Origin of the sequence: Psychroserpens sp., assembly GCF_034670085.1 — a bacterium.
In the GTDB taxonomy this organism is placed as follows: domain Bacteria; phylum Bacteroidota; class Bacteroidia; order Flavobacteriales; family Flavobacteriaceae; genus Psychroserpens.
Map to the genome: position 1 here is coordinate 318,625 of NZ_JAXMOD010000001.1, position 16,061 is coordinate 334,685.

The window sequence follows — 16,061 nt, forward strand, 5'->3', positions numbered from 1 at the left end:
ACAATTTTTTTAGATATTATAATGGTTTACTCTTTTTCCTTAAGAAATTTTTCGTTTTTCAATTCTGATAATCGATGTTTTGCAAAATTTTTGAAAGGAGAATTAGGATATCTTTCAATAAAATCTTCATAAACTTTAATTTTAGGATCTATGTCTGCATAATAATGATCTTTAGTAGTCACTATAAAAAACGCTGAAGACACATTCTCGGGATTCTCTTTTACAGATACTTTAAAAGCTTCAATAGCTTCTTTATAACGTTCTTGTCTGTTGAGTACCATTCCCAATTTTTGATACTCATAATCCAACGGAATGTCTTTTAGTTTTAAGGCTTGTAACATGTACTTTTCAGCATTTTCGTAATCATTAAGCCGTTCATAGTAGGTTCCAATTACAAAAAGTGCATTTGCATCATTTGGATTATATTTTAAAGCTAATTTTCGTTGCGTAATTGCCTCTTCATATTCTGAAGAATCAGCATGAATAATACTCAACTTTTCATGTATAAATTCTGAAGATTCACCTAAATCAATGAGCTTTTGAAACCAAACTTTAGCGTCTTTATAATAATCTTGATAGTAATAATTCTGGGCTTTTAAACTTATGAGTTCTAGATTGTTTTCATAACTCTCTAAGCCTTTATCAATATAGCGATGAGAGATGTCATGTTTCCGTTTTATTAGAAAATGCTTCGCAATTTTGAATATGGCTTTTTGATGTGTATTGTCTAAATCGTAAGCAGTTCTAAACCGATTCATAGCAGTTGAATCCTTCATTTTTTCTAGTGCCAAACCCATTTCATAATGGTAATTCGGATTGCGATAATCGACATTCATTAATTCATTAAACACATCGATTGAGGCTTCAAATTGTTTTGTTTTTGACAAGAGTTTAGCATACTCGTATGTCGTTAGAGCATCTTCAGGATGTGCTTCTCTAGAGAGCTTATAATAGTTTAGCGCAAGTTCATAATTACCAATGGCTACATAAGATTTTGCAATTTTATCGTAAACTTCATCTGGATTATTATGAGATAGATACGTTGTTATGGCCTTACTATAATTGCCATTAAGGTATAAGCTATCTGCAATAGTTAAAACCGAAGACTGAGCTTCGGTTTTAGATATCGTTATAAAAAATAATAGGGCAAATACTGTTCTCATTAATTTTTCTTGTCTTCTTTATTATCAGGTGCTATTTGAAATACTATTGGCAAACTATAAGGCACAGTTACTGCTTTTCCATCTTGTTTTCCTGGTTTAAATTGTGGTAATAAATTAATTACCCGTATGGCTTCATCTTCTAATTTAGGGTGAGGTGCTCTCGCCTTAACATCAACAAGGTTTCCGTTGGCATCAATCTTAAAAATAACCCAAATCTTTTGTCTTCCAACTAATGCAAGTTCCTTTGCTAAATTGAGATTGAAATTTCTATTAACGTGAACCGCTATCCCATTACTCAAACAAGTTTTTCGTTCATCATTCGTTTTTAAGTTTTCACAAGACACCATAATTGGAACTTCATCAACAACTCCAAAAGGCACTTCTACAGTTTCAATAACATCTTGAAACATAGGGTTATTTATACCATCATTTGAAGTTAGCACTAGTAATCTTTTTAATGATTTTTCTTCATATTCAGACAAATGTCCTTGCACTTGAATTTGTTCAAATACAGCATTAATAGCTTTTACTAAATCCGTTTGATTTGGAGTATTCATATACTTTTGAACCTTGTTAACCAATTCTAGATCTACCTCAGTTCCTGAAAATAGTTTGACTAATAACTCAAACCCTTTCTCTTCCTCTGGTGTTATATGACCTTTAATTTCAACTTGATGTTTTATAGCATCTATCTTTTTAGTTAAAACTGTTTCTTTTTGATTTTCATCATTTGATTGAGAATTTTGAGTTAGTGTTGTTTCTTCAATGTTTTCTGGTGTCTGCGCATATGAAGTGGTATACATAAGCATTAAAAACACCACAGGTAATAACAATGTATATTTTAGAATATGCACTTGTTTTGATTTTGTTTTACTCAACATAATAATTCGTTTTTTGATTAATGATTGTTTAAAGAATGGATTCACAAATGAAAAGCGTTGTGTTTCAAAAACCTGAGCCAACAAATTGTTGTAATACTCAGCTATACTTTGTTGCTTAACAGCTTTTTCATCGGCAATATATTCGTGTAATGTGGAGATTCTATTTTGATACACATAAACTAAAGGGTTGAACCAAAATACGATTCGGAGCACTTCAAAAAATAGTAAGTCTAAAGTATGTTTTTGCTTGACGTGAACTATTTCATGTTCTAAAATTGAAGTGCGATCTTTCACATTTATATTTTCACCCAAAAACACATAATGAAAAAATGAAAATGCTGCATTACTATTGATAAGGTTAATAATTAATAAGTTATTGCTCCAGCGTTTTGGGTGTTTTGAAGCCAACAACACCAGCTTAAAAATTTTGAATATTAAAATTAGTAATGCGAGACACATTCCGCTAGCAAGGATGATATTCCAAACAGAAATTGATTCAGGTTTAATGGTGATTCCGGCAAGATTAGCCAAGTCAGATTGAATTGAATTTGTTTTAGTCACGCTACCCATTATAACTTCTGGCAAACGAATAACAAATTCCTCTGGCATAATGGCTTTTAAAAAATCTATCTTAATAAACGGAATCAAAATAGACAGTGCTGCCGTTAACAAAAGATAAGCTCTATTCCAATTGAAGAAGGTTTCTTTCTGAAGAAATACGTCGTAAATTATTAAAAACCCAAGTTGAAAGGCAACGACTTGCAATATATAGTGTAGCATGTTAAGCGTTGTTTTTATTAATCTCTTTTAAAATAGATTCCATATCCTTAAGATCTACATCATTTTTCTTTACAAAAAATGATACCATACTCTGAAAAGACCCTTGAAAATAATTATCCACCAAAGTGTTTATAGATTGATTACTGTAATCTTGCTTTTGAACAATTGGAAAATATACATGCCCTTTACCTTGCTTTTCGTAATCAACAAATCCTTTGGTTTCTAGTATCCTAACTATTGTTGAAACCGTATTATAAGCAGGTTTTGGCTCTGGTAATTGTGCAATAACATCTTTAACATTGGCTTTTTTTAACTGCCATAGAACTTGCATAATTTCCTCTTCTGCTTTTGTAAGTTGCTTCATTTTATATCATTTAAACATTCAAATATAACTAAAAATTTAGTTTAAACTAAATTTTTAGTTGAATAATGTAACAAAAGTATGGTTATGACGTCTAACTAATTGAATTTTAATCTTATTAAATGGATATATTTTTAACCATACTTGCTGCCTTTTTTATGATTTTAGGAATAATTGGCAGTTTTTTACCAATCTTACCTGGTCCTTTAACCAGCTGGATTGGATTACTTATTTTACATCTTACTGATGTTATTCCAATGAACTGGACATTTTTAATTATTACACTTATCGTTGCCATTATAATATGGATCCTAGATTATATTATTCCTGCAATGGGAACTAAACGTTTTGGAGGAAGTAAAGCTGGCATGATTGGAACTTCAATAGGCTTAATTATTGGATTGTTATCACCCATTCCTGGAGGGATTATTATTGGTCCATTTGTTGGAGCCTTAGTTGGAGAACTCCTAAACAAAAGTGAATTTGACAAAGCACTTAAAGCTGCATTTGGGTCATTTTTAGGGTTTTTAGCATCGACTTTTGTGAAATTTATTGTAGCGCTAATATTTTTAGGGCTCTTTATAGTGAAGCTTGTTGAATATCAAGATGTACTTTTTTAATACAAAATAGATCTAAAGACAAAACCTAACAGCTCATTTGAGTTGTTAGGTTTTTTTCTTTGCTATTAATTCAACAAAATACTTAGAGGGATTAATTAATTCTGTTGACTAGTCAAATATAGGTTTAGATAATAACTTTTTGTTGCGGAAAAACCGTAAACTTCATGCGGAAAAACCGTAGTTTCTAGGAATGACAGGTGTTTGAAGATGTGATTTAAATGCAAAAAAGCGTCAAATAAGTTGATTTATTACAGAAAACCTTTCTTTCTGGCTTCCATAATCAAAGATTCATCCTTTCCATCTGAAATCGAAAATAGTAATTTAAGTTGCTTTTTTCGTTTTTCAATGGCACTCATCGATAGATTAATATGTTCTGGGAGGCTTCTAGTTTTCATGCCTTGTGCTAACAAATGAAGAATTTTTCTATTAACTTCATCTACATAAATTTCATTAATCACCGATTTATTTAAAAAGTTAGTAACCGTACTACTATAATATGGTGGATCAATTAATATATGATGAAAAGCTTCAGCGAGTTCACTAGATGTTAAATCACTTTTAATTAAAAAACCGTCAGGATTAATTTCTTTTACAATACTATGTATGCGATAAGATTCATTAAACATGGTAAGAATAATAATCTTAGCATTAGGCAATAAATTTTTAGCAATTTTAGCTAAATCCTCTCCAGATGTGATTTTTCCATCAGCCGAAGGTGGCAAACTAATATCAAAAAAGCAAACGTCGTAAGGTCGTTCATTTGCCGCTCTTTCCATTAATAAGTTAGCTGCATCACATGTATTAGCAGTATCGATTACTAAAGTCTGGTTGTCATTTTTTGTAGCCATCAACGTATTCTGATATCCTTCAATTATGATAGGATGATCGTCAACCATTAAAATATGAATGTGCTGCATTATGGGTTGGTTTTATAAGGAATTTCTATGTTTATGGTTGTACCTTCATTTATCTTGGAAACAAAATTTACTGCACCTTCTAAATCATTAACTCTAGCATTAATGTTCTTTATTCCGATGCCTTTTTTGCTCTTATTAACATCAAATCCTAATCCATCATCGGTGATGGATAATAAAATTACGTTATTTTTTAATTGAAAACTAATTTTAACCGCTTCGGCTTTGGCATGTTTATATATATTTTGAAGCGCTTCTTGAATAATTCGATAGATATTAATTTTGTTTTTATTTGAAACCATTTCCCAGCTGACATCGTCGGTAAATTCAAACTCAGATTTTAGTTGATAGGCTTTGGTTTGTTTATCAATCAATTCTGAAACAATATCCATAAATCCTGAGCCAGAGACAAAATCGGTATTAAGGTCGTGGGATATTTTCCGAATATCATCTTCAATAGTTTTTAATTCATTGATGTAATTAGATCTGTTTTGAATAGCCTCTTTGCCCTCTGAAAAATTTAGGCTATCAAGACTAAGTCGTGTCCCAAATAATCGTCCTAAAATGCCATCATGCATTTCCTGAGAGATCCTCTTCTTCTCATTAGCTCTTGCTTCGTCAACTTTATCTTGTTGCGATAACATCAGGTTATAGATTTCCTCATTTGCTTTTTGTTGGTCTTTTTCAAACTGAAGCTCTTTGTTTTTTGCACGTTGTGTGATTATGATATACAAGAAAAATAAAGTCACTAATAATACCGCAGACACAATTAACAACCACATTCGTTGTTGGGACATCCGTTCGTTGTCTGCTTCCAATTCATCTGTCTCTAATTCAATTCTAGCAAATTTGTTCCGCACATTGCGTTCAACATTTAATAGACTATCACTAAGTTTAATATGTTCATTAAGATATGCTTTGCCTTCCTCACCTCCTTTTAGTTCAGAAAGAACTTTCAAGGCATCTAATAAAATTTCATTTGAAGAGGTTTCTTTTGCTATTTTATAAGCTGTATTAACATATTTAAGTGAGGAATCTTTCTCCTTTAATTCTAAATAAAATTTTGAAAGATCAATGCTAATTGGAAGCTTTGTTAAGTTGTCATTAAGGCTATCACTTATGTGATAAGCTTCTTTAAAAAGAGCCTCTATTTGATCATTATCCTTATGGTTTGCCACAAATTTTGTAAAGGCTAGATTATCTAAAACAAGAGGATAGAATGTGGGATCGTAAACATTGTAATCATTTTTAATATTAACTAAACCTTGATATAATTCTAGAGCCTTATCATATTTCTTTTGTTTGCGATATACAAAAGCCTTATTGTTTTGTGTATAAATTTCATTATAAAATCCATTATCAATTTTTCTATTCACTAATTCCGCTTTGTTATGATAGTCAAGTGACTCATCAAAATGACCTAGTTTTAATGAAATAATTCCTAACAGATTATTTAAATTATATAATTGTTGTAAATTATATTGACTTTCAGAAAAAGTTTCAAATAGTTTCAATGCTGATATAGCATTTTCCTCACTGCTTATATAATCTTTTTCAGTTTCTTGAATATCCGAAATAGTCATCAAAATATAAGCCTTGCTTTGCAAAAATTCCAGCTTATCATAAATTTTTATTGATTTCGAATAGTAGAAATAGGCACTATCATTTATGTTCTCATAGTAATAAGATTGAGCAATATTTTGATAAGCCGAAGCAATTTCTAATGAGTCCATTAGTTGAAAAGCAAGCTCTAAATTAACTTTATTTAAAATTTTAAATGACTCATAGTCATTTGCTTCGAATTTAAGTAGTGATAGGTTCTTTCTTGTTTTAAGGATTAAAGTGTCGTTGTTTAACTTATTTGCCAAGTTTAAAGAAACACTAGCATAAGCTTCTCTATCAACTAACGGAATAGTTATATCCTTAGATAACGTAATTAAACTATCTATTTTTGATATACTATTATTTTGTTGCCCGTTGGCATAGATTGAAAGTAAAACAAAGAAATAAAGAAAGTAACTCCTCATTAAAAACATCTTTAAAGTAATTTCAAATTTAGTTTAAATTAATTAAAATTAAGCTTACAAAAAAGAATAGCACTATCTATATAGATAGTGCTATTTTAAAAAAGAATGTTATATGTTGTTATATCCCTAAACTTCCACCTGCTGGAGGGATAGTTTTGTTTTTCTTAGCATGCGCTAATAAATCATACGTTGATGAGTTTTTTTTAATTTGAGTAACATTTTCTTTTACTACCTCTGAACTTGATTGTCCAGATAAAGTAAACAATGCCACGGCTAATAGTAGGAATGTAATTTTTAGGGTCTTCATAATTTTATAATTTAGGGTTTATTAAAATTCTATTGTTGTTAATAATTAAATAGCATCAAAAAATGCCAGTCGAGGGAAGAATGGATTATTAACTAAATGACAAAACTGCCAAAAATTCAAAAAATTTCTGAGGGAATTTTAAACGTACAATACGTCTAAAACATAGAATGGATTAATAAATTTACCTTGATAAGTGATTTAGGGGCTTATGAAGGACTGTAAACATACTACTATTTTACGTGTCAACAAAAATAAATCAGTTTAAATGTATTATTTCATCGATGAAATGCGTTATTTATATAAATTTTTGTTCATTACGTGTTAATAACTCTGCTAATTCAAAATTTAATTAATACCATTTCCCATTTGAATGTCTTATTGCCTATTTAATTGTATAACACCCATCAAAAAGCATATATAATATCAAAACCAGAATTACGGTTAGGGTAACTCCCGTCTTAAGAGCAAAATCGTTCAAAACACCATCAGTTATTTACATCAAAGGGTAGGTGTTTCTTCATAGCTAAGGTAATTACTAAGTGTGAGTAAAACTTTAATACAACTAAAAAGCCTTCCAATATTCAATAAAGAAAAAAGGAAAGCCTTCCATTAGTAGGTTGATATACAGTATTAAGTCCTATACAACTATTAAGATTTATCTAAACCTCAACGATATTACACATAAAAAAAAGCTCCAATTTCTTGGAGCTTTAATTTTGCAATGTTTAGCGTTTTGGAAGGGTAAAAAGTTAAACCCTTTTAATCCAAGACTTATATTGCTATTATTTAATAATAACTTTTTTGGTGACTTCTTGACTGTTATTTTGAACAGTTACAACATACACACCAGAATTAAATCTAGATACATCAATACGGTTATCTAATAATGTACTATCAAGTTCTGTACTTAATATTAGTCGACCTTGAATATCATATAGACTCAACATTGTTTTATCATCTAATAATTGTCCACTTACAACTAATTCCTTAGAAGAGTTTAAAGCGAAAATATTAAGCGAATCAAGACTGTTATCTAAGTTTGATAAAGCATCTTCAGATGCTCTCAAGAAGAAACGTCCAGTTCCAGATAATGCTGTTGTTGGAGTAATCACGTAATCAGAATTATTTAATAATGTTACGGTGTTAGCCACTACATCTTCAAGATATATATTAACAGAAGCTGGTAAACTCATATCATCAATGCTAAACGTTAATTGCTCACCTTGATTTGCATGTACTCCTAAAGGAATAACTACATCTGAAAGATCCGACGAATTAACAGCTTGTAAAGTCATTGCTTTTCCAGCGTTATCTTGTACTAGATGAGAATAGATAGCAAAATCAGGAGTTGAATCTCCAAATAGTGCAGCATCATATCCTAGATCGAATCCAAGACTTGCATTAGCATTAAAATAAATATCAGTACCAAAAGCATTACTAGCTGTACTCGCTTTTAATGACACATAATTTAATTCAGCATTACGACCAACGATGAAATCATCGCTAGATCCAGTTCTTCTCATTGCTGGAGTAAACTCTAGATCATAAGCGGCAGTACTAGCTGCATCAGCGCTCACGAAGAATCCTTGTCCAGGAGCCATTACAGTAGATGGAGTTGTCGTTGCTAAGTTGTAAACTGTCCAACCATTAAGAGCACTTCCGTCATATCCGTAGATAGCAGCAGTTGTTGCTTCAAATAATTGAAAGTTAACCAAACCACCAACATCTTCTAAAAGGAAGTTCTGTACATTTAAGTATGATGGGTAAGGGTTACCTACCAAGTTCCATGCTGCATTATTAGAGCCAGTATTTTGGATATCATTAGTTACAATTCCATTATTATCTACACCTGAAAATGTAACTGTACCGTTATCTGTAGTTCCTGATCTATATCCTACACCAGGATCTAATGTTGTTGTTTCAGTAGCAGCCCAATTTACATATTGACCTGTTACTTTTTCAAGTGGTCCAAATAAGAATAATGTACCATTATTTAAGATATTTGGATTAGCTGCAGCAAACACATTAAATGCCTGTCCTGTTAAAGGAGCTGACACTAAATCGTTACTACCTGTTGATCCAGATCCATTCATATTGATATGACGATCATAAGTCATAGCACCAATAACAGAACCATTACGAATTAAACTAGAATAACTAGTAGAATTAGATTGTAATGTTAATCCAGTAGTTGCTTCAAGTGTCGTTCCTGAATTAACAGTTACACTTGCTCCAGGATTTACTATCATAGAATTACAAGTAAAATCTGCACCAATCACTAAATCACCAGCTGCAATGATAATATCATCTAAATCATTTGCAGGAGTTCCAGGTGTCCACACACCATTAGTATATGTATATGTACCAGGTACGTTATCATAAACTGCAACATCATCAACAAACAAGGTATCTCCATCATTATTTTCCCAAACAATAGCTACATACACATTTGTATCAGAATTATAAGCACTTAAGTCTACTACTAATTGTTGGTAAGTAGTATTGTCAAATTCAGTATAAGTTGCAATAGTCGTAAACGACGCATGATCCGTATCTGTAGTAGATACTCTAATAGTTAATTCACTTCCATAATCTGTTGTAAAAGATTCTCTATGGAAAAATGATAATTCAGGATTAGTTAAACCACTCAAGTCAAATGCAGGAGTTACTAACCAATCTTGAGGATCACCACCTCCTTGGAATGTAGAATATCTTACAGTGGCAGCACCTGATCCAGAATTTGCCGTTGTAGAAGTTGTCCAATCATATGTAGTACCCAAACCGTTAGTTCCTCTAAATGAAGTCCAACATGTTGGAGGCACACCACTTTCGAATCCTTCAGTGTAAGGGAATGTAGTAAATGTATTACAAGCTGATGAGAAATTAATTGGTCCAATCCAATCACCAAGTTGTCCACCACCACAATCAGATCTTACATACACTTCGTAGTCAGATTGAGCTGTTAAGCCAGTTGCGGTATATGGATTACTAGTTGTTGCTGTACCAGCTCCTCCAGGTGTTCCTGTTCCTTGAGCTTGTACTGCTACTTCCCATGCAGTAGTTCCATTATTAGTCCATGCAATATCTGCTGCAGTCGTTGTAATGTTTGAAACAGCAATTGCTGAAACATTAGGACATGCAGGAATTGCACTTACTTCAAACTGTCCGACATGGAAATCATAATCTTGTGCATCATCAACAGTTCCTTCAGAAGCAAAAATTGCAAATTGCACAGTACCAGTTTCGGCAGTTAAATCTTCAGTATATTCTGTACCTGCAGGCTGAAGTGCATCAGCAGCAGTCCAAGTAGTTAAATTAACCCATGTTGAACCACCATCTGTAGATATTAAGAGTTGTACCTGATCATCAGATCCCATAGTATCAGGATTCGTAGAACTTAACCAATCTGTAACTGCAACGTTAACAATTAATTGGTAAGGACCACCAGTTGATAAATCAAAGGCTGGTGATAATAACCATTCTCTTTTAGTTGTACCGAACATGTTGATACCATTACTTGAACCTACACCATACGATGTACCTTGTCTCCAGTCTGAAGCTCCAAGTCCACCAGGACCAGCAGCAACTTCGCCGCTACCAGCTTCATCCCAGCATGAGTCAGGAACGTTAAGTGACATATCAGCAGTATAATCTGGAGTAAGAGGACCACATAATGTAGTAAAATCTACAGGTCCTACCCAAGAACTAAATCCGTTAGCAGCACAATTAGCTCTAACATACACTTCATAAGCTGTATTATTTGCTAATCCAGTTGCAGTATGAGGATTATTAGTTGTCGCTGTTCCAGAAGCAGGAGTTCCTGTTCCGTCAGCTTGAACTGCAATTTCCCAATCAGTTTCTGTACCATTAGAAGTCCAACTTACTTGAACTGAATCAAGGTTAAACGTATCTATTGTTAATCCAGATACTGCAGGACATAATGCCTCAGTTGTAAAGTCCACAGGACCTACCCATGCACTAAACTCACCACCACCACAATCTGCTCTTACATATACTTCGTAAGCAGTCAATTCTGTTAAGCCAGTTGCAGAATAAGGATTACTTGTTGTTGCTGTACCAGGAGCACCAGGCGTACCTGTACCATCTGCTTGCACTACAACTTCCCAATCTGTTTCTATACCACCAGCAGTCCAGCTAATTTCAGCTGTTTCAGCAGTAAAACTGTCAATAGTTAAACCAGTTACATCAGGACATAAAGGATCATAAATGCTCACAGTATCGAAGGCAACACCTTCATCTTGACCTGATCCATCAGAACCAAATGCAACTCTAAAAATAACGCTACTTTGACCACCTAGACCAATTAAACTATTTTTAGCTGCAAGCCATCCAGCAGAACCATTACTAGTAGAATTTCTTCCAGTCCAACCTACTTGTTGTCCACCAGGTGTTCCACCAATTGTTCCATCATTATACCAGTTATTAGGATCATTAAGTGCACCAACATTTTGCCAGCTCACACCACCATTGATTGATGATTGTAATACCATACCATCCCAACTAAACTCAGCATTATACCAAACGCTAATTTCAATTACAGGATTAGCAAGTGAACTCATATCAAATGGAGGACTCGTTACAGTTGAATCATCATTTGCATTATAGGCACCAGTTAAGTTAGTTACCCATGCATCAGTACCTGAATCGGCACTATTTATAATTGTGTTTGCAGGAGCACCAAGTTGCCATGTACCATTTGCTGTATTATCAGCAGTCCATCCACCGTCACCAGCATCAAAATTTTCATTGTATGGGAATGTTGTAATTGCATTAGACGTCGTTGTAAAATCAACTGGTCCAACCCAAGCACTAAATCCATCAACACCACAATCTGCTCTTAAATACACTTCATAAGCTGTTAAGGTAGAAAGTCCAGTTGCCGTATAAGGATTACTAGAAGTAGCAGTTCCCGCTCCTACTGGAATTCCTGTACCATCAGCTTGCACTGCAATTTCCCAAGCCGTTGCTCCACCTGAAGCCCAACCGATTTCGGCTGTTGTACTTCCAGAATTATTTATAGCTAAACCAGAAGGATCAAAACATGCTGGTCCATTTAAGAAACTTACATCGTCAATTGCGATATCATCATAGAATTCTCCAGAATCCGCAACTGAGAAACGAGCTTGCGCAGGTCCTGTAAAAGTAAGGCCTCCTAAATCGATGATTTGTTCTTCCCATCCAGCAGTATTACCACTTAAAGTAGCCATAGTATTCCAAGCTGCACCGTCATAAACGCTTACAGTTAAAGTTGCACTAGAAAAACCTTCGTTATCACTAATGAGATAAAAAGATAAAGCTGGTGATGTTAAAGGTGTCAAATCTACCAATGGCGACAATAATTGTGCATCTGCCGCATCAGGCGTAGAATCATCTATAACAGCATAATAAAGCCCAGAAGGGGTTGTACCAGATAAAGTACCACCATTACCAACATGGTTAGGTCCCGTAAGATTGAATAACCAATTCTCATCACCTCCTAATGTCCAACAATCTGGAACTGCTCCAGCGTTTTCAAAATCTTCAGTATAAGGCGCTGTTTCCACTGCACAAGCAGTTGTGAAATCAACAGGGCCAATCCATGTTCCATAATTTCCACCACCACAATCAGCTCTTACATAAACTTCGTAAGCTGTTTCAGCAGTTAAACCTGTTGCTGAATAAGGACTACTTGTTGCAGCTGCACCAGTTGTAGGCGAACCTGTTCCGTCTAATTGAACTAGAACTTCCCAATCCGTTTCAGTTCCACCAGCTGTCCAGCTAATTTCGGCAGTTGTATCTGTATTACTATCAATAGTAATACCTGCAACGTCAGGACATGTAGGAGGTACTCTTACGATAAATTGTCCAACATGGAAATCATAATCTTCTAAATCATCTACAGTTCCATCCGAAGCCCAAATCGCAAATTGTGCGTTACCAGTGTAAGAAGATAAATCTTCTATATATTCTGTTCCACCAAGAGCAGGTTGGTTTCCAACATTCCATGTTGTTAAGTTAGTCCATGTTGCACCTCCATCTTCAGAGATCAATAACTGAACTTCATCATCAGAACCCATGGTATCAGCTGTAAATCCGTCGTTCCAATTTGAAACGGCAACATTTATTTCCAATTGGTATGAGCCACCAGATAAATCAAAGGTTGGTGAGATTAACCATTCTCTATCTGTATTACCAAATAAATTAATTTCATTTGAACCACCTATAGCATAATCTGTATCATCTTGCCAATCTGAAGCACCGAAGCCTCCAGGACCAGCAGCAACTTCACCACTTCCAGCTTCTTCCCAACATGAGTCAGGAACATTAGTTGACATATCTGCTATATATGTAGGTACAAGTGCACTACATAAGGTTGTGAAATTCACAGGGCCAGCCCATAAACTAAAAGAACCTCCACCACAATCGGCTCTTACATAAGCTTCATAAGCTGTATCCCCAGTAAGTCCAGTTGCCGTGTAAGGATTTGCGGTAATAGCAGATCCGGCTCCTCCAGGTGTTCCTGTTCCAGCAGCTTGAATTGCTATTTCCCAATCTGTTTCTCCACTATTAGCTGTCCATGCAAATTCAGCACCAGAACTAGTAACATTAGATACTGCTAATGCAGTAGGATCAAAACAGAAATTACCACAAGCTTCAACAGTCATTAAGTCAATAGACATATCACCAGAGAAATTTGTTCCACCTGATCCTGTCTGTTTGAATTCTATATAAATAACTTGACCCATGTAAGCGTCTAAATTAACACCAACTGGCACCCAAGCATCTGCTCCACTTGTTTGGAAATCTCCAACCCAAGTAAATTCATTTGTAAAAGGTCCAGCAGCAGATGTTCCAACACCTACTTCAAGTGTACCCATATCTGCTCCATAAGCGTGCATATAAAAAGCAAGTTCAGCGCCATCTACAGCATTCGTTAAATTAATTCCTGGACTCACAATTGAGCCAGAATTTGTATTATTTCCTGATGCTTCCCAGTTCATATAGTTAGCTCCACTAAATGCAGTATCTGCACCTGTATTTGTAGATGTAGCTCCATCTGGAATTTCCCAAGAATCATTTCCTGAATTTATATCACCAGTCCAACCGCCTACAGCATCAAATTCTTCTGTAAACACAATTGATGAAGTACCTGTTGTACAAGTCACACCTGCTGGTGCGTCTGGTGGGCAAGGATCATTAATAAATTGACCAACAGAAAAATTACAAGATCCATCGGTAATATCTACAACTTGTATATTTGGAGATAAGGCACCATTAGGAAATGGTCCAACAATATTTGAACCCACTACAATCGGCGTTGGTGCAAGACCAACGAGGAATGTTGCTGTTCCTACAGAGGCAACATCAACGTCAACTGTAAATGTTCCAGCAGCACAATTTGGCACTACTACAGCACTGTTTACAACAGCTGGCACACATGCAGGAGCACTGATATTGACATCAAAATCTAAAGTTACACCAAATGAACCATTATAACATGGATTAGGAGTAGCTTGACCAGAATCGGCAGTACCAATTCTCATTTTATGCTGACCTACAGCAGCTGAACCAGGTACTGTAAACGAAGCATTTAAAGTCGTTGGATTAGCGCTTGTTGATACACCAGAATATACTAGCTCTCCTGGATCGGTTAAATCTCCGTTATCATTAAAATCTATCCATATATGTGTATCGTAAGTAAACCCAGTTACAAATGTAATTTCTACATTAAGTGGGAGACCTTGACTCAATTGGTTTATAGGACCTGAATGGTCTGTATATGACACCGCAGTTGTAGGGTAGTCATCAAGACCTACTCTTACATTATTAATCCCATTATTATCAATTGAAGTTGGCACTGACACACATAAACAAGCATTTGCAGCTGTAGTATAAGATTGCTCAGTACATGGTGTTGTTCCCACAACATTATAAGGAGAAATGGTATAGAAATATGTCGCTCCAGGAGATTGAGAAGGAATAGTTGTAGATGTTACATTACCTAAATCTACATTATCAAAAATACTATTGTCACCTGTACTCGTACCTGCAGTTATGCGATAGCCATCAGCTGTTGCTGAAGCATCCCATGAAATAGGTGTATCAAAATTACCACAACTTCCATCTGGAGAAGAGGTAAATGTTGCTGGACAACTTGGTGCAGATGAAGGCAACGTTGTAAAATCAACTGGTCCTACCCAAAGGCTAGTACCACTACCTCCACAATCTGCTCTTAAATACACTTCATAAGCTGTACTTGGTGTAAGACTTAAAGCGAAATGAGGATTACTTGTAATTGCTGTACCAGAAGCCGGAACACCTGTTCCGTCTGCTTGAACTGCAATTTCCCAATCCGTTTCAGAAGCACCATTTGTCCAACTAATTGTTGCACTTGATGCATTAAAACTAGCAATTGTTAAATCAGTTGGTGCAGGACATGCAGCCACTTGATTTGCATAAAAATTATCGATATAAAAGTAATAATCACCTGCAGCCCAAGTATTAAATACTCTAAATCTAAGATCTGAACTCGTTGGTACTGATGCACCAGGAATAGTAACACTAAACGTTGTACAAACGTTAGAGTTGCTATCATTAGAATCATCAATAGTACCAGCGGTAATCCACGTAGCACCATCGTTGGTAGAATACTGTAAATCAGCAGTTCCCCAACCATCAGCTGTAGCTACAGTTGCAGCAGACCAATCAACTACTTTGTAGTCAATGGAAAATGTAATATCAGTTCCATTAGAAATAGCAACCTGATTAGGTGAAGTCATGCTTCCACCTGCAGCAGTAAAAATGTTGTCTCTTTCAGATTGCCCAGCACAAACTTGTGATGTTGTGTTGGCATAAGTATCTGTCCATCCCGCGGGAGTACCAGAATCGAAGTCCTCGTCAATCGACACTTGTCCATACGAGCACACGGCCAATAAGGAAAAGAGTAAAAATGTAAATTTTTTCATAAAAGTTAAATTAGTTAATAGCTTAATGTTTGCACGAATGCA

8 protein-coding genes are annotated in these 16,061 nt (G+C 34.8%); 1 reads left to right on the forward strand and 7 read right to left on the reverse strand.

From position 1 onward, the window contains the following. Positions 1–26: 26 nt before the first annotated feature. The 3 genes from VOI25_RS01335 to VOI25_RS01345 are packed head-to-tail and all read right to left on the reverse strand — an operon-like array spanning position 27 to position 3,188. Positions 27–1,163 carry a tetratricopeptide repeat protein gene (locus VOI25_RS01335; RefSeq protein ID WP_323787086.1) on the reverse strand — a complete coding sequence of 379 codons (1,137 nt, stop codon included), beginning with the start codon at positions 1,161–1,163 and terminating at the stop codon, positions 27–29. Beyond that, on the reverse strand, positions 1,163–2,824 hold the full coding sequence (locus tag VOI25_RS01340) for a M56 family metallopeptidase (protein WP_323787087.1): 1,662 nt from the start codon (positions 2,822–2,824) through the stop codon (positions 1,163–1,165). The genes VOI25_RS01335 and VOI25_RS01340 overlap by 1 nt, the downstream gene beginning before the upstream one ends. Position 2,825: 1 nt before the next feature. After that, positions 2,826–3,188 (reverse strand): BlaI/MecI/CopY family transcriptional regulator, encoded by a 363-nt coding sequence (locus VOI25_RS01345; protein WP_323787089.1) that lies wholly within the window; start codon positions 3,186–3,188, stop codon positions 2,826–2,828. A gap of 119 nt (positions 3,189–3,307) precedes the next feature. On the opposite strand from VOI25_RS01345, the gene VOI25_RS01350 reads away from it, so the two are divergent. Further along, entirely contained in the window at positions 3,308–3,805 is a 498-nt protein-coding gene (locus VOI25_RS01350) for a DUF456 domain-containing protein (RefSeq protein ID WP_323787090.1), read from the forward strand. A gap of 248 nt (positions 3,806–4,053) precedes the next feature. Here VOI25_RS01350 and VOI25_RS01355 read toward each other — a convergent pair whose 3' ends face one another. From VOI25_RS01355 to VOI25_RS01370, 4 genes are all read right to left on the reverse strand, one after another. Then, entirely contained in the window at positions 4,054–4,722 is a 669-nt protein-coding gene (locus tag VOI25_RS01355) for a response regulator (protein WP_323787091.1), read from the reverse strand. Continuing rightward, the gene (locus VOI25_RS01360; RefSeq protein WP_323787092.1) at positions 4,722–6,746 is read right to left on the reverse strand and encodes a tetratricopeptide repeat protein; all 2,025 of its coding nucleotides are present in this window, start codon (positions 6,744–6,746) and stop codon (positions 4,722–4,724) included. Before VOI25_RS01360 ends, VOI25_RS01355 begins: the two co-directional genes overlap by 1 nt. Positions 6,747–6,864: 118 nt before the next feature. After that, positions 6,865–7,053 carry a hypothetical protein gene (locus tag VOI25_RS01365; protein WP_323787093.1) on the reverse strand — a complete coding sequence of 63 codons (189 nt, stop codon included), beginning with the start codon at positions 7,051–7,053 and terminating at the stop codon, positions 6,865–6,867. A 782-nt stretch (positions 7,054–7,835) separates the two neighbouring features. Continuing rightward, positions 7,836–16,019, reverse strand: a complete 8,184-nt coding sequence (locus VOI25_RS01370) for a T9SS-dependent choice-of-anchor J family protein (protein WP_323787094.1) — start codon at positions 16,017–16,019, stop codon at positions 7,836–7,838. Between the last annotated feature and the right edge of the window lie 42 nt (positions 16,020–16,061).